Annotated in this window: 23 protein-coding genes; 2 read left to right on the plus strand and 21 right to left on the minus strand. The window is 34.0% G+C overall.

Annotated elements, in window-relative coordinates; translation table 11 throughout:
* The first annotated feature begins 54 nt into the window (after positions 1-54).
* A complete protein-coding gene (locus tag C8C88_RS06795) occupies positions 55-1740 on the plus strand; it encodes a sodium/sugar symporter (RefSeq protein ID WP_121337387.1) in 1686 nt (561 codons plus the stop codon).
* A gap of 51 nt (positions 1741-1791) precedes the next feature.
* Here C8C88_RS06795 and C8C88_RS06800 read toward each other — a convergent pair whose 3' ends face one another.
* The 3 genes from C8C88_RS06800 to C8C88_RS06810 all read right to left on the minus strand — a co-directional run bounded on the left by C8C88_RS06800 (position 1792) and on the right by C8C88_RS06810 (position 4519).
* Positions 1792-2232, minus strand: coding sequence for a LexA family transcriptional regulator (locus tag C8C88_RS06800; RefSeq protein ID WP_121337388.1), 441 nt, complete (start codon positions 2230-2232; stop codon positions 1792-1794).
* Positions 2223-3497, minus strand: a complete 1275-nt coding sequence (locus C8C88_RS06805; protein ID WP_121337389.1) for a Y-family DNA polymerase — start codon at positions 3495-3497, stop codon at positions 2223-2225. Before C8C88_RS06805 ends, C8C88_RS06800 begins: the two co-directional genes overlap by 10 nt.
* Before the next feature lie 149 nt (positions 3498-3646).
* Positions 3647-4519 carry an AraC family transcriptional regulator gene (locus C8C88_RS06810; protein WP_121337390.1) on the minus strand — a complete coding sequence of 291 codons (873 nt, stop codon included), beginning with the start codon at positions 4517-4519 and terminating at the stop codon, positions 3647-3649.
* Between the two features lie 188 nt (positions 4520-4707).
* On the opposite strand from C8C88_RS06810, the gene C8C88_RS06815 reads away from it, so the two are divergent.
* On the plus strand, positions 4708-5301 hold the full coding sequence (locus C8C88_RS06815; RefSeq protein WP_121337391.1) for a hypothetical protein: 594 nt from the start codon (positions 4708-4710) through the stop codon (positions 5299-5301).
* 56 nt (positions 5302-5357) lie between these two features.
* Here the strand turns inward: C8C88_RS06815 and C8C88_RS06820 are convergent, their stop codons facing one another.
* The 18 genes from C8C88_RS06820 to aspS form a co-directional block, all read right to left on the minus strand.
* Positions 5358-6341, minus strand: a complete 984-nt coding sequence (locus C8C88_RS06820; protein ID WP_121337392.1) for a Gfo/Idh/MocA family protein — start codon at positions 6339-6341, stop codon at positions 5358-5360.
* Between the two features lie 14 nt (positions 6342-6355).
* The gene (locus C8C88_RS06825) at positions 6356-7072 is read right to left on the minus strand and encodes a DsbA family protein (protein ID WP_121337393.1); all 717 of its coding nucleotides are present in this window, start codon (positions 7070-7072) and stop codon (positions 6356-6358) included.
* 137 nt (positions 7073-7209) lie between these two features.
* Complete coding sequence (locus C8C88_RS06830) at positions 7210-8580, minus strand: NADH-quinone oxidoreductase subunit N (RefSeq protein ID WP_121337394.1); 1371 nt, start codon at positions 8578-8580, stop codon at positions 7210-7212.
* A gap of 12 nt (positions 8581-8592) precedes the next feature.
* A complete protein-coding gene (locus C8C88_RS06835; protein ID WP_121337395.1) occupies positions 8593-10035 on the minus strand; it encodes a NuoM family protein in 1443 nt (480 codons plus the stop codon).
* Between the two features lie 9 nt (positions 10036-10044).
* Complete coding sequence (nuoL, locus tag C8C88_RS06840; protein ID WP_121338596.1) at positions 10045-11928, minus strand: NADH-quinone oxidoreductase subunit L; 1884 nt, start codon at positions 11926-11928, stop codon at positions 10045-10047.
* Between the two features lie 6 nt (positions 11929-11934).
* On the minus strand, positions 11935-12255 hold the full coding sequence (nuoK, locus tag C8C88_RS06845) for an NADH-quinone oxidoreductase subunit NuoK (protein WP_121337396.1): 321 nt from the start codon (positions 12253-12255) through the stop codon (positions 11935-11937).
* Position 12256: 1 nt separating this feature from the next.
* The gene (locus C8C88_RS06850; protein ID WP_121337397.1) at positions 12257-12769 is read right to left on the minus strand and encodes an NADH-quinone oxidoreductase subunit J; all 513 of its coding nucleotides are present in this window, start codon (positions 12767-12769) and stop codon (positions 12257-12259) included.
* The gene (locus C8C88_RS06855) at positions 12769-13314 is read right to left on the minus strand and encodes an NADH-quinone oxidoreductase subunit I (RefSeq protein ID WP_121337398.1); all 546 of its coding nucleotides are present in this window, start codon (positions 13312-13314) and stop codon (positions 12769-12771) included. The genes C8C88_RS06850 and C8C88_RS06855 overlap by 1 nt, the downstream gene beginning before the upstream one ends.
* A 130-nt stretch (positions 13315-13444) precedes the next feature.
* Positions 13445-14497 (minus strand): NADH-quinone oxidoreductase subunit NuoH, encoded by a 1053-nt coding sequence (nuoH, locus tag C8C88_RS06860; protein ID WP_121337399.1) that lies wholly within the window; start codon positions 14495-14497, stop codon positions 13445-13447.
* A gap of 3 nt (positions 14498-14500) precedes the next feature.
* Positions 14501-15526 (minus strand): 2Fe-2S iron-sulfur cluster-binding protein, encoded by a 1026-nt coding sequence (locus tag C8C88_RS06865; RefSeq protein WP_121337400.1) that lies wholly within the window; start codon positions 15524-15526, stop codon positions 14501-14503.
* A 58-nt stretch (positions 15527-15584) separates the two neighbouring features.
* Positions 15585-16952 (minus strand): NADH-quinone oxidoreductase subunit NuoF, encoded by a 1368-nt coding sequence (nuoF, locus tag C8C88_RS06870; protein ID WP_121337401.1) that lies wholly within the window; start codon positions 16950-16952, stop codon positions 15585-15587.
* Position 16953: 1 nt separating this feature from the next.
* Complete coding sequence (gene nuoE / locus C8C88_RS06875) at positions 16954-17484, minus strand: NAD(P)H-dependent oxidoreductase subunit E (protein ID WP_121337402.1); 531 nt, start codon at positions 17482-17484, stop codon at positions 16954-16956.
* Positions 17485-17569: 85 nt separating this feature from the next.
* Entirely contained in the window at positions 17570-18808 is a 1239-nt protein-coding gene (locus C8C88_RS06880) for an NADH-quinone oxidoreductase subunit D (RefSeq protein WP_121337403.1), read from the minus strand.
* A gap of 32 nt (positions 18809-18840) precedes the next feature.
* Positions 18841-19362: an NADH-quinone oxidoreductase subunit C gene (locus tag C8C88_RS06885; protein ID WP_121337404.1), complete on the minus strand. Its 522-nt coding sequence runs from the start codon at positions 19360-19362 to the stop codon at positions 18841-18843.
* Between the two features lie 4 nt (positions 19363-19366).
* A complete protein-coding gene (locus C8C88_RS06890; protein ID WP_121337405.1) occupies positions 19367-19915 on the minus strand; it encodes an NADH-quinone oxidoreductase subunit B in 549 nt (182 codons plus the stop codon).
* 64 nt (positions 19916-19979) lie between these two features.
* A complete protein-coding gene (locus C8C88_RS06895) occupies positions 19980-20345 on the minus strand; it encodes an NADH-quinone oxidoreductase subunit A (protein WP_121338597.1) in 366 nt (121 codons plus the stop codon).
* Positions 20346-20577: 232 nt separating this feature from the next.
* Entirely contained in the window at positions 20578-20772 is a 195-nt protein-coding gene (locus tag C8C88_RS06900) for a cold-shock protein (RefSeq protein WP_007137066.1), read from the minus strand.
* A gap of 126 nt (positions 20773-20898) precedes the next feature.
* Entirely contained in the window at positions 20899-22650 is a 1752-nt protein-coding gene (gene aspS / locus C8C88_RS06905; RefSeq protein WP_121337406.1) for an aspartate--tRNA ligase, read from the minus strand.
* Positions 22651-22653 lie beyond the last annotated feature (3 nt).

Here is a 22653-nt window from a genome sequence, read left to right on the forward strand (position 1 = left end):
AAAGCATACAATAATCGCATTCATTTATATTAATTTCTAAAAACCAAATTACTCATGAGCCAGAACCTTGCTTTTGCGGATTACGCAGTATTTATTATTTATTTTATCGTGGTATCTACTTATGGATATACCATATATCGCAAGCGCGAAAAAAACGAACACGATGCAAAAGCTTATTTTCTTGCAGAAGGAACGCTTACTTGGTGGGCTATTGGAGCTTCATTAATTGCTTCTAATATTTCTGCAGAGCAATTTATCGGAATGAGTGGGGAAGGATTCTTTTTAGGAGTTGCTGTTGCGGCTTATGAGTGGATTGCTGCTATTGCTTTGATTATTGTGGCTGTTTGGTTTATTCCAGTTTACTTGAAAAACAAAATTTACACCATGCCTCAGTTTTTGAAAACGAGGTATAATGAGTCAACAGCTTTGATTATGGCTGTTTTCTGGTTGTTTTTATATGTTTTTGTGAACTTAACTTCTATTTTATATTTGGGAGCGGTTGCGATTAATGGATTAGCGGGAGGAGAATACCTTCATGTTATTATGATTGGTTTAGCACTTTTTGCTTTATTGATTTCTTTAGGAGGGATGAAAGTGGTTGCGTATACTGACGTTATTCAAGTTGCAGTATTAATCATAGGCGGATTAGTTACGTCTTATATTGCTTTAACTACCGTTGGACAATATTTTGGTGTAGGCGAAAATGCTATTGCAGGTTTCAAAGTGTTAATGGAAAAAGCTCCAGAGCATTTCAAAATGATTATCCCAGAACCAACTGCGGCTTCCTCTCAAAATGACATTAACAAATACCTTACTTTTCCAGGTTTAATGTCTTATTTAGCGGGAATTTGGATTATCAACCTTAACTATTGGGGTTGTAACCAATATATTACGCAAAGAGCTTTGGGTGCTGATTTACAAACTGCTCGTACCGGTATTTTATTTGCAGGAATGCTAAAATTATTAATGCCAGTTATTGTTATGTTGCCTGGTATTGCAGCTTATGTTTTATACGAAAATGGACATTTACCACAATTAGTTGGAGGTAAAGATGGGGCGTATTCAGCTATGTTAACATTCCTTCCTACAGGATTAAAAGGGTTGTCAGTAGCGGCTTTAACTGCTGCAATAGTTGCTTCTTTGGCAGGTAAAGTAAATAGTATTTCTACTATATACACATTGGACGTACACAAAAAATATATTCAAAAAAATGCTACTGATAGAGGTCAAGTAAACATAGGAAGAATAGCTGTTTTTGCAGCCATGCTTCTTGCGGTTTTATTTACTTGGAATGACTTACTTGGAATTGGTGGTGTTGGTGGATTTACGTACATTCAAAAATATACTGGATTTATTAGTCCTGGAGTTTTTGCTATGTTTTTCCTTGGAATGTTTTGGAAAAGAACAACTGGTACAGCTGCAATTGTAGGGGTAATATCTGGATTTTTATTGTCAGTTTTATTCAATGAATTTGCACCAGCATTATTTGGAAATGAAACCTTGTTATATACGGCTTTCGCCAATGGTAAAGGTGGTTTCGAAATTCCATTCCATATTTGTATGGGATTATCATTCTTATTCACAATGATTCTTATGATTGCCATAAGTTTCGCAGGACCAAAAGTGAATCCTAAAGCATTCGAATTAGATACTGAAATGTTTAAATTAAAACCTCAAACAACAGTATTAATTGTTATAACATTATTAATTATTTTTGCTTTGTACGTTAAGTTCTGGTAAAAAATAAGTGTCTTACTTTATTAAAAAGTGTGAAGCTAAATTCGTTTAGTTTCACACTTTTTTTATGACATAAGTTACAATTCCCCAAATGATAAGTTGGTTTTCTTCCGTTACTTTTATGGGGGAATAAGTGGCGTTTTCTGGCATGAGGTACAAGCAGTCTTTTTCGACTTGAATTCGTTTTACCGTAAATTCTCCGTCGATAAAACAAATTGCGATTTTATTATTTTGAGGTTCTAAACTTCGGTCAACTACTAATACATCTTGGTCGCTGATGCCTGCGTCAACCATTGAATTTCCTTTCACTTTAATATAAAAAGTTGCCAAGGAATTTTTAGTCAAAGCTTTATTTAAATCAATGCTGTTTTCCATAAAGTCAGCAGCAGGCGAAGGAAAACCCGCCGAAACGCCTTCCTTAATCAACGGAATCTGAATTTCACTTTCAAAATCAGGACGATAGAATGTGAGTATTTGTTCTTTTTTTATTGGCATCGGATTTCTAAAATCTCATTAAAGTTAGTAGTATATTTTGGAGACAAATGGTTTTGGTTCATGTTCCAAGTTAGGTTCAAATTTTGGGAAGCCAATTTTATTTTTTTATCACCAATTTTGTTGTTCAGCTTATCCATTACTTTCATAATAGCCAAATGTTTTGGGTTTTCTTCTTCAAACAATTGTAATTGTTTCTTGTTTTCATGAATCAATTCGGTGACAATAACGCCAGCTTTTTTGAACTTTACAGTTTCATTTTCAGGAAGTAATTTCCGTAGCATTTCTATTGCTTTGTTGGAAATTGTCAAAGTCGAATTTGTAGCATACGGCAAAGTCATTGCCATGTTGAAATAATATTTTGGTGCTTTAACGGAATGCCTGTCAATTACTAACATCACAATTATGGTGTGACAGCAAGTATTTTGCTTTCTCAATTTTTCTGCGCAAACAGCGGCAAAAGTTGCTACACGTTCTCTGAGTAAATCATATTCAGCAATTTGTTTTGGAAAGCTTCTTGTAATAGCAATACTTTTCTTTTGTTCCGTAATAGGTTCTAAATCTAAAACTGATTTTCCTTCCAATTCATATTTTAAACGTAGACCAATCACACCCATTTCTTTCCTAATCCAAGCTTCGTGTTGCGGTTGTATAAACTCAAAAGCTGTGTTTATGTTTCTTAGTTTTGCTTTTTTTGTTGTGCGGTAGCCAATGCCCCAAACATCTTCAATTTTAGTCCATTTCAAGGCTTTGATGCGTTTTTCTTCGCTGTCAATTATATAAACACCTTTTGTTCTAGCATGAAATTTTTTCGCGATTTTATTGGCGACTTTTGATAATGCTTTTGTTTCGGCAAAGCCAATGCAAACCGGAATCCCAACCCATTTTTGTACACGGGTTTTCATTTCGAGCCCGTAATCTTGATAATCTGGTATATTCTGTCCGTCAAAATTCAAGAAGGCTTCATCAATACTATAAATTTCTAAATTGGGAGTAAATTGGTTTAAAATGGCCATTACACGATTGCTTAAATCACCATACAAGGCATAGTTGGAGGAGAAAATTTGAATATTTTTCTCTCTTATTAATTCTTTAATCTGAAAAAGTGGCGCTCCCATAGGAACTCCAACTGCTTTAGCTTCGTCACTTCTTGAAATCACACAACCATCATTATTTGATAATATTGCAATAGGCTTTCCTGCGAGTTGAGGTTGAAAAACCCTTTCGCAAGAAGCATAAAAATTGTTACAATCGACTAAAGCATACATAGCGCAAAATTACTCAATATGCTTTTATGGAAGGAAGTAACAAAAGTTAATTTTAGCGATTGTTGATAAGTAAAATAGATTGGAATTTCAAGAAATGAAAATTAATTTTGCAGCTATAATATTGAATCTAGAAAAATAGGGTTCATCTATTACTTCAATACAGAACGCAATTCTTGACGGTATTGCGATGCACTTTTACCCGTAAACTCCTTAAATGATTTATTGAAATAGCTAAAATTATTGAAACCACTTTCATAGCAGATTTCTGTAATGCTTATGGGTTTTTCGGCTAATAATTTGGAGGCATGAACCAATCGGTAATCATTGACAAATTTGGTAAATGTTTTATGGGTTATCTTTTTGAAATAACGACAAAATGAAGGAACAGTCATGCTGACTAATACTGCTACTTCTTCAAGTGTTATGACTTCTTGAAAATGATCTTTCACATAGTTGAAAACAGTATTAATTCGGTCGTTATCTTGCATTTGAAGTTCCATTGAGAATCCCTCGGCATTGAGTACTTTGAATTCTTCCGATAATTCTAGTTCGTTCAAAATGGATAACATGCTCAATAGTTTTCCAAATTGTGATTGCCCTTCCATGGCTTCTATTTTGAGACCGATGGTTTTTTTGGTTGTGCCACCAAAAGCAATTCCTGCTTTGGCTTGGTCAAATAGATTCCGAATGTTTTTCATTTCTGAAATTTCAAAAAAATCATTCCCAAGAAAGTCTGGTTTCATTTGGATAACCGTTTCGTTTTTGTTTCCCGTTTGCTCATTGGTAAAACCACAATGTGGCAAATTACTTCCTATTAATATAAGATCTCCGTCATTATAATAAGAAACATGGCTACCAACTTGGCGTTTGCCCGAACCACCATTTATATAAACCAATTCGATTTCAGGATGGTAATGCCAAAGGTGTGCTTTGCTGTTCGCGTTCTCTACATATTTAGAAAAGGAGAATGAACTTCCAAAGGATGGGGCGATAATTTCTAATGTAGGCTGTATTGTTTTCATAACCTAATATGTTTAGAATTAGGATAAAAGTACTAACAATAGATGTAATATTGTCGTATTTTAACCTAAAACGTTTTCGTAAAAGGTAATATAGCACATAAATTGGAAAATACTGTGTTAGTCATCAATTGGCTCTTAGCATAACTTTGTCTCAGATAAAAATCATTATTAATCTTAAAACAACGATTATGAAAAAGTTTTTAAAATTTAGTTTAGTATTTGCTTTAGTGTTAACTGCTATTGGAGCACATGCTAGTGATGTTGATTTTTCACTTAATGTGAAAAAAGGAAAAGGAAAGACTGTAAGTTTTGCTTTGAATCAAGTTAAGAAAATTGATTTATCCATTTATGATGCAAATGACAAACTAATCCATACTGAGAGTGTTAATTCAAAAGGGAATATTAACAGAACGTATGATTTAGAGGCATTGCCAAATGGAACTTATTTCTTAGAAGCAGAAACAACAATGAAAATTGCTAGATACACCATTACGGTTGTTGATGAAACAGCTTCATTGTCAACAGAAGTTCTTACAGAGGTTTTCAAGCCAGTGTTTGTAAACAAAGATGGTAAAGTGGGTTTAAACATTTTAAACTTAGACAAATCACCAGTTGGTATTAAAATTTTTGATGCAGATGCTAATGAAGTGTACAGCACTACTTTATTAGACACACAAAATGTGAGCAAGTTTTTTGATATCACAACTTTTCCTAGTGAAAACTATACTTTCGAAATGTCATATGACAACAAAGTATTCTTTAAAACGATAGCTGTTAAATAGTTATTAAATAAAATGTAGTAATTAAAACAGCTCTTTTGAGCTGTTTTTTTTTTGTTTTATATATTTCCAATTATTTTGTCCATTACCCAGTTCGTATGTGCACCCGTTATTCCAGTTGAAGGATGTGTGGTATTGCCTAAAAGATGTTCTCTTATTAGTTGTGCATGATACAATTGAATGTTTTCAGGATGTTCAATATTTAGAATTTTTTGTTCCATATCGTTAGTGAGAATTAATGGATCATTTTCAAAAACAGAGAAGGTGATTTTACCCTTGCTACCATAGATTTCTACTTTGTCTTCTCGCATTGAACTACCAAAATTCCAGCTTCCTGTACCCGTAATTCCGGATTCATGCAGCCAGGAAGCAGATACAGCATCTTTAGCTGAATATAAGCCTTGTTGATTGGTGCTTATGCCATTTACGTCTTTTATATTTCCTAAAAGATATATAAATAAGTCTAATCCATGACTGGCTAAATCATCAAAGTATCCGCCAGTTGCTATTGTTGCGTCTGTTCGCCAATTATGATCTCCAGATAAATCTTGATTGGATGTTGGTTTACTCAGATGCCATCTAATATGTCGTACTTCACCAATTTGATTCGTGTCAATCCAAGTTTTTACTTGTTGAAATCGAGGGAGAGAGCGTCTGTAATAGGCTACGAACAGAGGAATGTTTTTCTGTTCAAATGCTTCTGTTATCGCAAGACAATCTTGGTAATTTGGCGCCAAAGGTTTTTCAATGCAACATGGTTTTCCTGACGCAGCTACTTTAAGCCCATAATATTTATGAGTGTCTGGCGGTGTTGCTATGTAGATTGCATCAATTTCGGGATCGTTAATTAGATCATCGGCATTTGAGTAATGTTTAGCTATTCCATGTCTTTTAGCATAGTCAGCTGCTTTCGAGGCATCTCTTCGCATTACAGCTTCAATAGTAAAGCCTTCTGTTTTTTGATAAGCAGGGCCACTTTTTACTTCTGTAACATTCCCACATCCTATGATTCCCCAACGAATTACTTTTGTGCTTTTATTCATAGTTGTTTTTTATTTTATGCACAACCATCAATGCCGCAACTGTTTTCTTGGGTAGTATTGACCATCGTTACTTTTGAATCAAAATTACCTTCTTGCCATACTCTTTCTAATGTTTGCAAAAATGTTGTTGCTGGTTGAGCGCCTGAAATGGCATATTTATTATCAAAAACAAAAAAAGGAACACCTTGCACACCTATGAATTGAGCTTGTTCAATGTCTTGTTGTACTTCCTTTGTGTATTCATTAGACTCTAGAACTTGTTTTATTTCCTCGGAATCTATACCAACTTCCTTACCTAATTTACTTAAAGTATCTAAATCATTCACATTCTTACCATCTGTTAAATAAGCTTTAAATAGAAGCTCTTCTAATTCGTTAGCCAAATTATACTTTTTAGCTAAGTGCAATAAACGATGGGCATGAAAAGAGTTGGCTAAAATGGCTTTTTCAAAGTGAAAATCCAATCCCGCATTTTTAGCATTCTGAGTCATGTTGTCAATCATTGTTTGTGCCCAATCTCTGTCTTTTCGATACTTTTCAGCCAAATGATCAATGATGTTATCGTCAGGAGCGGCTATGAAATTTGCATCTAATTGGAAACTTTTCCATTCTATAGTAACCGAATCTTTGTGCCTGAAATTCTGTAGCGCTTCTTCGATTCTTCGTTTACCAATATAGCAAAAAGGACACATGATATCCGACCAGATTTGTATGTTTAATGTATGATTCATTTTGATGATAATTACTTATGAAACTCTTTTTTTTGGACTATAAAATTAGTCAATTCATTTAGTATGTTTATTTATAAACTATAAAAACCATCAAAATTGCTCTTGATGGTTTTTTGTATATTTTATTAAATGTAATTTTATCCTAATATATCCAATACCAATGAAGGAAATAAACCGATGATAATGTTTAACGCAATTGCAACAACAGCAACTGCATAAATCATGAAAGGTCTTCCTGTTCTTTCTTCATTAGGTTCTTTAGTGTACATAGCTAAAATCAATTTGAAGTAGTATCCTACGCTTATAATTGAGTTGATCACAGCTACAATAACTAAAGCGATAAAGCCATCTTGAATAGTCTGACTGAACAAAACTAATTTAGCGAAGAAGCCTGCGAAAATAGGAATTCCAGCCATAGAAAGTAAGGATGCAGTAAGGATAGCAGCTAACAAAGGATTGGTTTTTCCAAGTCCATGGAAATTAGTAATATCTTCGTTGTCTCTATTTTTACAAACGTATAATAGTACGCTAAAAGCTGCTATTCCAGCTAATGAATAAGCAGAAGTATAATATAATAAACTTCCAGCTGAAGTAGCTAAACTCAATAAAGTCATTAACATAAATCCAGCATGTGAAATTCCTGAGAAAGCCAACATACGTTTTACATTCGTTTGTCTTAACGCCATAATATTTCCAACGGTCATTGAAGCCATTGCTATTATTACAACAACAATCTTATATGCTTCTGAAATATCTGCATTCATAACAGATAATAATTTGTATAAAGTTGCGATAGCCACCACTTTTGCCAAAGTACTCATTAATGCAGTTGTCAAGGCAGGAGAACCTTCATAAACATCAGGTGCCCAAAAATGAAATGGAACTGCTGCAATTTTGAAAAACATTCCAATAGTAAGCAATGCAATACCTATTGGAAACCAAACTGGAAGTTCAGCAGATTGTGATAATTCGCTGATTTCTGTTACATCAAAGCTTCCCATTGCTCCGTATATTAAGCAAATTCCAAATAGTATGATTCCTGAAGCAAAAGATCCCATCAAGAAATATTTCATCCCAGCTTCGTTGCTTTTTAAATTCAAACGATCGCTTGCTGCTAATATGTATAAAGAAATTGATAAAACTTCGATTCCTAAAAAGAACATCGCTAAGTTCCCGAAAGAAACCATTGCTACTGCTCCTGCTAATAAAAATACTTTTATGGCAATGAAATCTGAGATTTTGTTTTGATGATTTTCATAAAAATTATGACCTAAACCAACTAAGAATATTGTAAGAACAATAAATAAAGAAGAGAAAGCAGTCGAAAATTTACTTACCACAATCATGTTATTGTGGTAACTTTCAGTCGAATTAAATTCAGATGCTGTTAATCCAAGAACTGCTAGTAATCCGATAATCGTTACCGGTACAATTGCTTTTCTTAAATTAAGAATTTCAAATAAAAGGCATAAAACACCTAATCCTATTATAGCTATTAATGTATTCATTTTTTATTTGACTTAGTTAATTCTGTTTATTTGTGTTAAGATTTCTTGAAGACTTGGAGTGATCAAATCAACAATTGGTTTTGGATACAATCCAAAAAAGAATAAAACGGCAATGATAAGTACCAAAGTGATTCCTTCATTAGCGGTCACATCTGCAAATGGTTTTGAATTTGTTTCGCCTAACATGGCATATTGAAACATTTTCAACATATAATATGCACCTAAAATAATTGTTGTTCCACCTAAAATGGCAAACCACACATTGATTTGCGAAAGGCTATACAATACGGTGAATTCTCCAACAAAGTTAAAAGTAGATGGTAAAGCAACTGATGCTAATACCAATATTAAAAACATAGAAGTGAATTTAGGAGATTGTGAGCGGATACCACCCATTTCAGCAATAACTCTAGTTTCGTATCTTCTAAAGATAATTTCAGCGATAAAGAATAAACCTACTACTACAAAACCGTGAGCAATCATTTGCAATACTGCACCACTTAAACCGTCTAATGTCAAAGTATAGGTTCCAGCTGCAATTAATCCAACGTGAGCTAAAGAGGAATAAGCCAATAATTTTTTCAAATCTTTTTGTCTCAAAGCTACAATTGAACCATAGATAACACCAGCAACTCCAATAGCAATGAAAATATACATATATTCTTTAGCAGCTAATGGCGCTAATGGCAATTGCCAACGAATAACACTGTATAATCCCATTTTAAGCATGATTCCTGATAAAAGCATTGTTCCAACTGTTGGTGCTTTTTGGTATACTTTTGCTTGCCATGTATGGAAAGGAATTAATGGAATTTTGATAGCATAGGCCAAAAAGAAAGCTAAGAATATCCATAGTTGTTCATTAGCTGTTAGGTTTACTTTATATAAATCTTCTAGAAGGAAACTTCCAGCTTTTTGATACAAATAAACAAAAGCTACTAACATGAATAGTGATCCAGCCAATGTGTAGATAAAGAATTTTACTACTGCTTTTTTACGATCTTCTGTATCTCCGTTACCCCAAATTAATGCGATAAAGTAAATAGGAATCAACGATAATTCCCAGAATATGTAATATAAAAGTCCGTCAGAAGCTAAGAATGTTCCAACCATTGCAAAAGACATAAACAAAATTAGTGCATAAAAAGCTTTTGCATTTTTATAGTCATTTCCAAAAGATGAAAATATAATAATTGGAGTCAAAGCTGTTGTCAATAAAAGCATTGCTAGAGATAATCCGTCCGCTTTTAATGCAAAAGAAACATTTGGTTTCGTAATCCATTGGTTGATAAAACTAATGTTTTCGCCTAAATTATAGTGGTTCAATAGTACAATAGAACATCCTAAAGCGGCTAGACCAAAGAACAAAGCTACTTTTGAAGCAAACTTGTCACCTACAAGGAAAGTTGTAAAGGCACCGACCAAAAGTATAATTAATATAAGAGATACATTCATAGTATAAAATTATTGAGCTAAAAATAAATAGGAAATTATGGCACAAAGCCCTAAAACAAATGCAAAAAGGTATAATCCAACACTTCCGTTTTGTATTTTTTTACCTTGAAAACTGATTTCGTTTGTTACTTTTCCTAATCCGAAAACTAGTGACGATAAGGTTGTTTCCACTTCATCTCTGAAGAAACGAGAAAGACCTTTTATAGATTTAACGAACAAATAGTTATAGATTTCATCTACATAATATTTATTGTATAGCACTTTTGCAAATCCAGTAATTTCTGCATCTTCATTTGGTAAGGCATTTTGCTTGATGTATTTAGCATAAGCAACTCCAATTCCAATTAAACCTCCTATTACCGCAACACCCATTAAGAGGTACTCAGTCGCCCCTAAATGATGTGCTTCGTTAGCTAGTTTAGGTAAAATAGGAATCAAATATTCATTCAACCAACTGTGTCCTGGTAAGCTAATCAAACCTCCAACGGTAGCAAGTATAGCCAAAACAATTAATGGAAAAGTAATCAAAGCTGGACTTTCGTGTAAATGGTGTTTTTGCTCTTCTGTACCTCTGAATTCTTGAAAGAATGTCAAAAACAATAGTCTGAACATATAGAAAGCTGTCATAATAGAAGCAACAGAAGCAATAACCCAAAGAGGAATATTATGTTCAAAAGCTACTAATAAGATTTCATCTTTAGAGAAAAATCCAGAAAATACAGGAACTCCAGATATTGCTAATGATGAAATTAACATTGTAATAAATGTGATAGGCATTGCTTTTTTCAATCCGCCCATTTTACGCATATCTTGTTCGCCGTGTAATGCATGGATTACTGAACCAGAACCTAAGAACAAACAAGCTTTGAAAAATGCATGTGTGATTACGTGGAAAACAGCTACTTCATAAGCGCCTAATCCCAAGGCTAAAAACATTAATCCTAATTGAGATACTGTAGAATAAGCCAATACTTTTTTGATATCGTTTTGAACTAATCCAATAGTTGCAGCAACTAAAGCAGTTATAGCTCCAACTATTGCAATTATATTTTGAACATCTGGTGTTAAATCAAACAAAAAGTTCAAACGTGTAATCATAAAAATACCAGCAGTAACCATTGTAGCAGCGTGAATCAATGCCGAAACCGGAGTAGGTCCAGCCATCGCATCAGGAAGCCAAGTGTATAATGGTATTTGTGCTGATTTACCACAAGCACCTATAAATAAAGCAAATGCAGCAGCAGACAACCAGTAGGTATCAAGATTTGTAGTGCTAGCAATTGTAGTTTTTAAGGTAGCATAATCTAAAGTTGAAAACAGATGGCCAAGAATAAATATTCCGATTAACAATCCTAAATCTCCAATACGGTTCATGATGAATGCTTTTTTAGCAGCATCATTAAACTCTTGGTTTTTATGCCAAAAACCGATTAGTAAGTAGGAGCAAAGACCAACGCCTTCCCAACCGATAAACATTACTAATAAGTTACTACCAACAACTAAGGTAATCATGAAGAATACAAACAGATTTAAATACGCAAAGAACTTATGCATATTTTCATCATCGTGCATGTAACTAATAGAGTATAAGTGAATCAATGATCCGATTCCTGTTACAAAAAGCAACCATAAAATAGAAAGTTGATCTAATAGGAAACCAAAATCTAATTTGAAATTACTAATTTGAATCCAGTCAAATAAAGAAATTTGAATTCCTTCTGGATGAGATGAAATTCCGGTAAAGAAAGTAACTGTTGCAATAAAAGAAACCACAACACTAAGTGTTCCGATAATTCCAGAAACTGTTTTTCCTAAGTTTTTTCCAAAGAAAACATTGATTAAAAATCCTAAAAAAGGAGCAAGAACTAAAACTAAAGCTATATTGGTATTCATTTCCATTTATCCTTTTAAGTTTTTTAATGTGTCAATACTAATTGAACCTGAATTTCTGAATATTGATACTAAAATTGCTAGTCCAACAGCAACTTCGGCAGCGGCAACAGCCATCGAGAAAAATACGAAAACCTGTCCTTGCGCATCTTGATGATAAGTTGAAAAAGCCACAAACAATAAGTTCACCGCATTCAACATAATCTCAATTGACATGAAAACGATAATGGCATTTCGTCTGTATAATACTCCAAAGATTCCAATACAAAAAAGTATTACACTCAGGAATATATAATTTTCTATACCAATTTGATTTAAAATATTATCCATATTATTTCTGCAATTTTTCTTTTTTAGACAATAGAACAGTACCAATCATTGCAACCAAAAGCAAGATAGAAGCAAATTCAAAAGGAACCATATATTCGTTCAACAAGATTCTTCCTAATACTTTTATGGATTGGTAATCCTCTCCAGTAGCAATATATTCACCAACAATAGGTTTAGAATTGATGAAAATAGCAATCAAAACTAAACAAACTAAACAAAATGAAACTATAGCGCCTAATCGTGTAATTCTAGGTTTATGTACTTCATTTTCTTTATTCAAGTTCATTAACATGATAGTAAATAAGAACAAAATCATAATTGCTCCTGAATATACGATTACGTGAACAATAGCTAGAAACTGTGCGTTCAATAATAAATAATGACCCGCAATTGAAAAGAAACAAATCACTAAATAAATAGCACTATGAATTGGGTTTCGACTAAAAACGGTCAAGAATGCTGTTGATAATGTTATTGCGGATAATACGCAAAATAGTATAAGTAATATTGACATTAGTTAGCGTTTTTAAGTTGAGCATTTTTTATTGCCATTTCTAAAGGCATGACCAATTTATCTTTTCCAAAAATAAAATCTTCTCTATTTGAACTTGAAGGAACTAATACTTTTGAAGTCGTTAAATAAATAGCATCTTTAGGACAAGCTTCTTCACACAGTCCGCAAAAAATACAACGCAACATATTGATTTCATATATCTCAGCGTATTTTTCTTCTCTGTACAAGTGCTTTTCGTCAGCTCTACGTTCAGCAGCTTTCATCGTGATAGCCTCAGCTGGACAAGATAAAGCGCATAATCCACAAGCAGTACAATTTTCGCGTCCTTGCTCGTCGCGTTTTAACATGTGCTGACCACGGTAAATTGGGCTCATAGCACGAACTTGTTCAGGGTATTGAATAGTCGCTTTCTTCTTGAAAAAGTGCTTAATCGTAATGAACAAACCTTTAACAATTGCTATAAGATACATTCTTTCCAAAAAAGTCATCTCTTTATTAGAGACCACTTTTTTTCTTCCCGATAAGGATATTGTTTCTATTGACATTTCTTATTTTTTATTAGTAGCTAATCCTGCTATTCGCTATATCTTTTATTTTTATACATCGCTTTGACAAGCTCAGTATCAAAAATAAAAGGATGCCGCTGCTATCAGGGCTAGGGCTTTTCCTTTTTAATTAGAATCCTAAATAAGCAGCGATATCGCTTCTTAAAATTACAATTCCTGTAATCATGATATTGATGATAGAAAGTGGAATTAATATTCTCCAACCCAAATGCATCAATTGATCGTATCTAAATCTTGGAATCGTCCATCTAATCCACATGTAGAAAAAGATGAATCCACAAATTTTTGCAAATAAAACAATAATTCCAATGATATTTCCAATATTCACCCCAACGTTTTCAACAACCCAACTCATTCCAGGATAATTATATCCTCCAAAGAACAAAATAGATAAAATTGTAGAAGAAATGAACATATTTGCATATTCAGCAAACAAATAAAATCCCATTTTCATAGAAGAATATTCCGTGTGATATCCTCCAATTAATTCACTTTCGCATTCTGCTAAATCAAATGGTGTTCTGTTAGTTTCAGCAAAAGCACAAATTAAAAATATTAAAAACGATAACGGCTGATAAAATACATTCCAGTTCATTCCAGCTTGTTGTGCTGAAATCTCTCTTAAACTCAAAGTTCCTGTCATCATCAACAAAGCAATCATTGATAATCCCATTGCAACTTCATAAGAGACCATTTGTGATGCCGCACGAACAGCTCCCATCAAAGAGAACTTGTTGTTAGATGCCCATCCTCCAATCATGATTCCGTAAACACCAACAGATACAACTCCGAAGAAATATAATAATCCAATATTTAAATCAGTAGCTTGAAGTAAAACGTCTCTGCCAAAAATATGTAATTTGTCTCCCCAAGGAATAACGGCACTTGTCATTAAAGCAGTACTCATCGCTATTGCAGGTCCAACAAAAAACAAAAATCTATTAGGAGTATTTGGCTCAAACTCTTCTTTCGAAAATAATTTTAAACCATCTGCAAGCGGTTGTAATAATCCACCAAAACCAGCACGATTAGGACCAACACGATCTTGCAAAAAAGCAGCTACTTTACGTTCTGCCCATGTTGAATACATAGCCATAATCATTGTAACGGCAAATACTACAACTATAACAACGCTTTTTTCTATAATAAAGGTACTATCCATTTTTTAACAAATTTGGTCGTTAGGATTCAATGGAATTTCAGCCATACTAATTTTTTTACGATCTTCCTCTCTACCCAAAAGAATGTTTTTCTCCGTTTCAATAACCACTTTTTCTAATTTATGGTTATATTTGTTTTGATTGATAACAGAATCTTTTTCAAAAGCTCTTGGTCCTTCAATAGTCCAATCGTTAGCATCTTTATGATCAAAACGACATCCGTTACAGATGAATTCTTCTACTTCATGGTACTCATCTTTACGACCAGTTACACGTTGTATTTCGTCACCAAACATCCAAACCGTAGTTTTTCCTGAACATGTAGGGCAATCTCTGTGAGCATTGTAAGGTTTGCTGAACCAAACTCTTGATTTGAATCGGAATGTTTTGTCAGTCAAAGCACCTACAGGACATACGTCAATCATATTTCCTGAAAATTCATTGTCAATTGCTTTAGAAATACAAGTTGAAATGTTAGCGTGATCTCCACGATCCATTACTCCATGTACTCTATTATCTGTCAATTGATCTGCTACTTGAACACATCTTTGACATAATATGCAACGATTCATATGTAGTTGAATATTTGGACCAATATTTTCTGGTTCAAATGTTCTTTTTTCTTCAATATAGCGGCTTTGAGATTTTCCGTGCTCAAAGCTCAAGTTTTGTAAATCACATTCTCCCGCTTGATCGCAAACTGGGCAATCCAAAGGGTGATTGATTAATAAAAATTCTGTTACTGACTTTCTGGCTTCGGTTACTCTTTCAGAAGATTTGCTATTTACTTCCATTCCGTCCATACAGCCTGTCACACAAGAAGCCATTAATTTTGGCATTGGTCTTGGATCAGCCTCACTTCCTTTAGAAACTTCTACTAAACAACAACGGCATTTACCACCGCTACCTTTTAGCTTAGAATAATAGCACATTGCTGGCGGAACTACATCACCACCTATCATACGTGCTGCTTGCAGGATGGTTGTTCCTGGTTCTACTTCTATTGACTGACCGTCTATTGTTACTTTCATTTTTTTAGGTCTTATTGTCTAAAATCAGAATTTTAAATTCTAAATTTTTAAATTTTAACTATACTGTTTGTTTTGCTAATAAATGCTTTACTTTTTCAAAAGGCTCATCCACAAAATGGTCTCTGTGTTTTATTTTTTCAGGGAAACGGATGTGGTATTCAAACTCCTCTCTAAAGTGACGAATTGCTGCGGCAACAGGCCAAGAAGCAGCATCTCCTAGAGGACAAATTGTATTTCCTTCAATTTTACTTTGAATGCTTAATAACAATTCAATATCTTCTTCACGACCGTGACCATTTTCGATTCGGTGTAATACTTTTTCTAACCAACCTGTACCTTCACGACATGGAGTACATTGTCCACAACTTTCGTGGTGATAAAAACGAGAAAAATTCCAAGTATTTCTAACAATACAGGCAGTATCATTATATACAATGAATCCACCAGAACCTAACATCGAACCAGTTGCAAAACCTCCGTCGCTTAAAGATTCATACGTCATCAATCGATCTTCTCCAGCAGCTGTTTTATAGATTAAATTAGCAGGTAGAACAGGTACTGAACTTCCTCCAGGTACAAATGCTTTCAAAGGTCTATCAGAACTCATTCCTCCTAAATATTCATCAGAATTCATGAATTCGTATACGCTTAATCCCAATTCGATTTCATAAACACCAGGGTTTTTGATATGCCCTGAAGCAGAGATTAATTTGGTTCCAGTCGAGCGTCCAACCCCAATTTTAGCATAATCAGCACCAGAATTGTTTACAATCCATGGCACAGCAGCTATAGTTTCAACATTATTTACAACCGTTGGATTAGCCCAAAGACCAGAAACCGCAGGGAATGGTGGTTTGATGCGTGGATTTCCACGTTTTCCTTCCAATGATTCAATTAATGCAGTTTCTTCACCACAAATGTAAGCTCCGGCTCCACAATGAACATGAAGTTCTAAGTCGAAACCTGAACCTAATATATTTTTACCTAAAAATCCTGCAGCTTTAGCTTCGGCAATGGCTCTTTCTAATATTTTGTAAACCCACATGTATTCTCCACGAATGTAGATATACGAGCGGTTTGCGCCTAATGCATAACTAGATGTAATCATTCCTTCAATCAATAAATGAGGAATGAATTCCATCAAATAACGATCTTTGAATGTTCCCGGCTCAGATTCGTCTGCATTACAAACTAAATGTCTTGGTTTTCCTGATTTTTTATCAATAAAACTCCATTTCATTCCGGCAGGAAAACCAGCACCACCACGTCCACGTAATCCTGAAGTTTTTACTTCTTCAACAACTTCGTCTGGAGTTAATGTTTTTAATGCTTTTTCTACAGAAGCATAACCGCCATTAGCGCGATACACTTCGTAGGTTTTGATACCTGGGATATTTATTTTATCTAATAATATTTTTTGTGACATATTATTTATCGTGTAATATTATTTTATTGTTTTTGCAATCGTCGATTAACTGATCGATTTTCTCTACGTTTAAATGTTCTTTGTAAAAATCGCCCAATTGCATCATTGGAGCATAACCACAAGCGCCTAAACATTCTACACCAACTACGGTAAAGTTTCCATCTTCGGTTGTTTCGCCTAAATTTACACCTAGTTTCTCACAAGTATAGTCCATCAGGTTTTCTGCTCCGTTCAAACAGCAAGGAGAAGTTTGACAGAACTCAAACATGTATTTCCCAACAGGTTTTTGATTGAACATAGTGTAGAAAGAAACTACTTCATATACTTCAATTGGCTTAATAAGTAAAATTTCGGCTACTTTGTTCATTAATTCGATGCTTAACCAGTTGTCGTGAGCATCTTGAACTTCATGTAAAACAGGTAATAAAGCCGATTTTCTTTTATCTTCAGGATAATGACTGATTAATTCATTGATGCGAGTCATCAATGCTTCGGTCATATTTATTTCTTGTTTGTGATAGGTACGTTCCATTTTTTATTATTTTAAATTTTGAATTCTAAATTTTAAATGTTCTTGTTGGTCATTTGGAATTTAAAATTCATCATTTATAATTTTTTTAAGCGTCTAATTCTCCGGCAATAACATTTAAACTTGACAAAATAACAATTGCATCCGAAAGTAAAGCTCCTTTAATCATTTCTGGATATGCTTGGTAATAAATAAAACAAGGTCTTCGGAAATGCAATCTATAAGGAGTACGACTTCCATCGGTTACCAAATAAAATCCTAACTCTCCATTTCCACCTTCAACAGCATGATATACTTCAGCAACTGGAACAGGGATTTCACCCATTACAATTTTGAAATGATAAATCAATGATTCCATGTCGTGGTATACATCTTCTTTTGGAGGAAGATAATATTCAGGTACTTCTGCATGATATTCATTTCCTTCCGGCATTTTAGCCAAGGCTTGTTTGATTATACTGATACTTTCCCAAACTTCTGCATTACGAACACAGAAACGATCGTATGTATCTCCTGATTTTCCAACAGGAACAATGAAGTCGAAATCTTCATAAGAACTGTAAGGTTGTGCTACACGAACATCGTAATCAACACCCGCAGCACGAAGATTTGGCCCTGTGAATCCATAAGCCATAGCTTGTTCAGCTGAAATAGCACCTACGTTAACGGTTCTGTCAATGAAAATTCTGTTTCTTTCAAAAAGGTTTTCAAATTCTTTCCATGCAACTGGAAATTCTTCCAAAAACACATCTAATTTGCGGAAAGCTTCTGGGGACCAGTCTCTTTCGAAACCGCCAATTCTTCCCATATTTGTTGTCAAACGAGCTCCACAAATCTCTTCGTAAATTTCGTATACTTTTTCTCTGAATTGGAACACATATAAAAATCCTGTATAGGCTCCAGTATCAACTCCAAGGATTGAATTACAAATCAAGTGATCCGTTATTCTAGCCAATTCCATTACGATAACTCTCAAATATTGAGCTCTTTTTGGAACTTCAACACCTAATAGTTTTTCTAAAGTCATCCACCATCCCATATTGTTGATAGGAGAGGAGCAATAGTTCATTCGGTCTGTAAGAGGAGTAATTTGGTAGAAAGGACGATTCTCAGCAATTTTTTCGAAAGCTCTATGAATATAACCAATTGTTGGTTCTGCTTCAAGAATTTTTTCTCCATCCATCAATAAGATATTTTGAAAAATACCATGTGTAGCTGGATGCGTAGGACCTAAATTCAGAATAGAAAGCTCGCTTCCATCTTCATTGTGTCGCTCTTTAATTATTTTAGCATATCGATGCTCTGGTGGTAATAATAGTTCTGACATTTATTGAATGTGAAAAATTATATATTGTGTTTTTAGCAATTTGAAGGTGTTCTTCCAAAGAAACGGTCGTCTTTATCCGTTCTTCCACTATCTTCCATCGGAAATTCTTTTCGCATTGGAAAAGAAACCATTTCATCCATATTCAAAATTCGTTTTAACTGTGGATGTCCTATGAAATTGATTCCGAAGAAATCATAGGTTTCTCTTTCCATCCAGTTTGAACTTAAGAAAATATTAGATATCGTTTTTATTTCTGGTTTTTCACCATTAATAAAGGCTTTTATTTTGATTCGTTTGTTTTCATACCAATTATGCATGTGGTAAACTACTGCAAATTGTCTTTCTTGCTCATTATCTGGATAGTGAATTCCGCACAGGTCAGTTAGAAAGTTAAAACGTAGTGTAGGATCATTTTTCAAGAAAAGAATAATAGCTGTAATTTTATCAGCATCTACTTCAAATGAAAATATATCAGCATCTTGATTGAATTGAAAAACAGCTGAACCAAATGTTTCAACTAGTTTATCTTGAATTTCGATTGTTTCTAAAGCCATCTTGTTATTTGATATTATAAGAAGCCAATAATTCTTGATATTCCGGAGAGCTTCTTCTTCTAACCGATTCGTTTTTAACGATTTCTTGTAATTTCATAACTCCATCAACAATTTGTTCTGGTCTTGGAGGACAACCTGGAACATAAACATCCACAGGGATTACTTTGTCAATTCCTTGCAAAACGGAGTAGGTGTCAAAAATTCCACCTGATGATGCACAAGCACCAACAGCAATAACCCAACGAGGTTCTGACATTTGCTCATATACTTGACGTAAAATTGGAGCCATTTTTTTAGAAATAGTTCCCATTACCATCAACATATCTGCTTGACGTGGAGAAAAACTAACACGCTCAGATCCAAATCTGGCTAAGTCATAATGTGACGCCATTGTTGCCATAAATTCAATTCCACAACATGAAGTAGCAAAAGGCAAAGGCCAAAGTGAATTAGCACGAGCCAAACCTACTACATCATTCAGTTTTGTTGCGAAGAAACCTTCGCCAACAACACCTTCTGGAGGGGCAACCATATTTATATTTGAATTACTCATTTTTTATTATTTTGAATTATAAATCTTGAACTTTAAAAATTAAAATTCACCATTTAAATAATTTTTATTCCCACTCTAAAGCTTTCTTTTTGATGATGTAAAAGAATCCTACTAAAAGTAAAAGCATGAAAATTACCATTTTCACCATTCCTTCCATTCCTAATTCTTTGAAATTTATAGCCCAAGGGTATAAAAAGATAACCTCGACATCAAATAAGACAAAAAGAATAGCTACAAGAAAGTATTTTACTGAAAAAGGAATACGTGCGTTTCCAACAGATTCTATCCCACATTCGAAATTTTTATCTTTACTTTCTGAGGTTCTTTTTGGGCCTAATTTCCCTGAAACAAAGATTGTTCCTGCAACAAATCCTACTGCTAGAATTAACTGCATTAAAATTGGAATATAATTTAATTGATCAGATTGCATAATGTAATGTTGTTTTGCGTAAAAATAAGCAACAAAGATAGCTTTCAAGTAATTAAAACACAAGTTTAATATTGAATTTAGTTTACTTAAAATTAGAAATTAACATTTATTTTTATTAATTATAAATAATTTTATTTTCGGGAAGCTTTATTTCAATAAAGACCAAAAAAAAACGTTTCGAAATAAATCGAAACGTTTTAAACATTCGTAGCTTAAAAATATTTTTTTAAACTTAGATAACTGCTACTTTCGCAGCAACTTTCCCTTTTCTTCCTTCTTCTTCTTCATAGCTAACTCTGTCACCTTCACGCAATTCTTCTGCGTTGATTCCTGATGCATGAACAAAAATGTCTTTTCCTGTTTCTTCGTCTGTAATGAATCCGTAACCTTTAGATTCATTGAAAAATTTAACTGTACCTGTACGCATTGTAATAGTAATAATAATTTATAATGAGGCAAATGTAATATTTAATATAATACGAAAGACGTTCTTCTATTTTTATTTTGTAAAAATATTGATATTCAACGTTTTCCAGCAATTAAAATCGGTAAACTACTTTAAATCTAATTTAATGTGTAGTTCATTTAGTTGTGAATCATCAATTATTGATGGCGCGTCTATCATTACATCTCGACCAGAATTATTTTTTGGGAAGGCAATAAAATCACGGATTGTTTCTTGTCCTCCTAAAATAGCAACTAATCTGTCTAGTCCAAAAGCAAGTCCTCCGTGTGGCGGTGCTCCGAACTGAAAAGCATCCATAAGGAATCCAAATTGTGCTTTGGCTTCTTCTTCGGTAAAACCTAAATATTTGAACATTAATTGTTGTGTTGTTTTATCGTGAATACGAATAGAACCTCCACCTATTTCATTTCCGTTCAAAACCATATCATAAGCATTTGCACGAACTTTACCTGGATTTGTAGCTAATAATTCCATGTCTTCTGGTTTTGGTGATGTAAATGGATGGTGCATTGCGTGCCATCTTCCAGATTCTTCATCCAATTCTAATAATGGGAAATCTACTACCCAAAGCGGAGCAAATTCAGCAGGATTTCTTAACCCTAATCGAGTAGCAACTTCCATACGCAAAGCGCTTAATTGCCCACGAGTTTTATCGGCAGGACCAGAAAGTACAAAAATCATATCGCCAGCTTTAGCTCCAGTATTGGCAGCCCATTTTTTCAAATCTTCTTGGTCGTAAAATTTATCTACGGATGATTTATAAGTTCCGTCATCATTGCATTTTACATAAACCATTCCGCTAGCGCCAACTTGAGGGCGTTTTACCCAGTCAATCAAAGCATCAATTTCTTTACGAGTGTAGTTTCCTGCTCCAGGAACAGCAATTCCTACCACTAATTCGGCTGCATTAAATACAGGGAATTCTTTGTGTTGTGCAACTTCGTTTAATTCGCCAAATTCCATTCCGAAACGAATGTCTGGTTTGTCATTTCCGTATGTTTTCATAGCATATTCGTAGGTAATTCTTGGGAATTTATCTACTTCAACACCTTTTATTTCTTTTAGTAAGTGTCTGGTCAATCCTTCAAAAACATTTAAAATATCTTCTTGTTCTACAAAGGCCATTTCACAATCAATCTGTGTGAATTCTGGTTGTCTGTCAGCACGTAAATCTTCGTCACGGAAACATTTTACAATTTGGAAATATTTATCCATTCCACCCACCATCAATAATTGTTTGAAGGTTTGTGGAGATTGTGGCAATGCATAAAATTGACCTTCATTCATTCTGGAAGGAACAACAAAATCTCTTGCGCCTTCAGGAGTTGATTTAATTAAATAAGGAGTTTCAACTTCACAAAAATCTAAGTCCGAAAGGTATTTTCGTACTTCCATGGCTACTTTATGACGGAAAAGCAAACTGTTTTTTACAGGATTTCTTCTGATGTCAAGGTAACGGTATTTCATACGTATGTCTTCTCCGCCATCAGTTTCGTCTTCTATTGTGAAAGGAGGGGTTAATGCCGCATTCAAAATAGTCATTTCTGTAACTAAAATTTCGATTTCACCTGTTGCGATGTTTTTGTTTTTGGCTTCACGCTCAATAACGGTTCCTTTAACTTGTATTACAAATTCACGACCTAAGGTTTTAGCTAGTTCAAAAACATTTTTTTTGGTACGACTTTCGTCAAAAATCAATTGTGTAATTCCATAACGGTCACGCAAATCGACCCAATTCATAAAACCTTTATCGCGTGATTTTTGAACCCAACCCGCTAGTGTAACTTCAGTATTAATATGTGAGGCGTTTAATTCGCCACAGTTATGACTTCTATACATAAT

Origin of the sequence: Flavobacterium sp. 123, assembly GCF_003634825.1 — a bacterium.
GTDB lineage: Bacteria > Bacteroidota > Bacteroidia > Flavobacteriales > Flavobacteriaceae > Flavobacterium.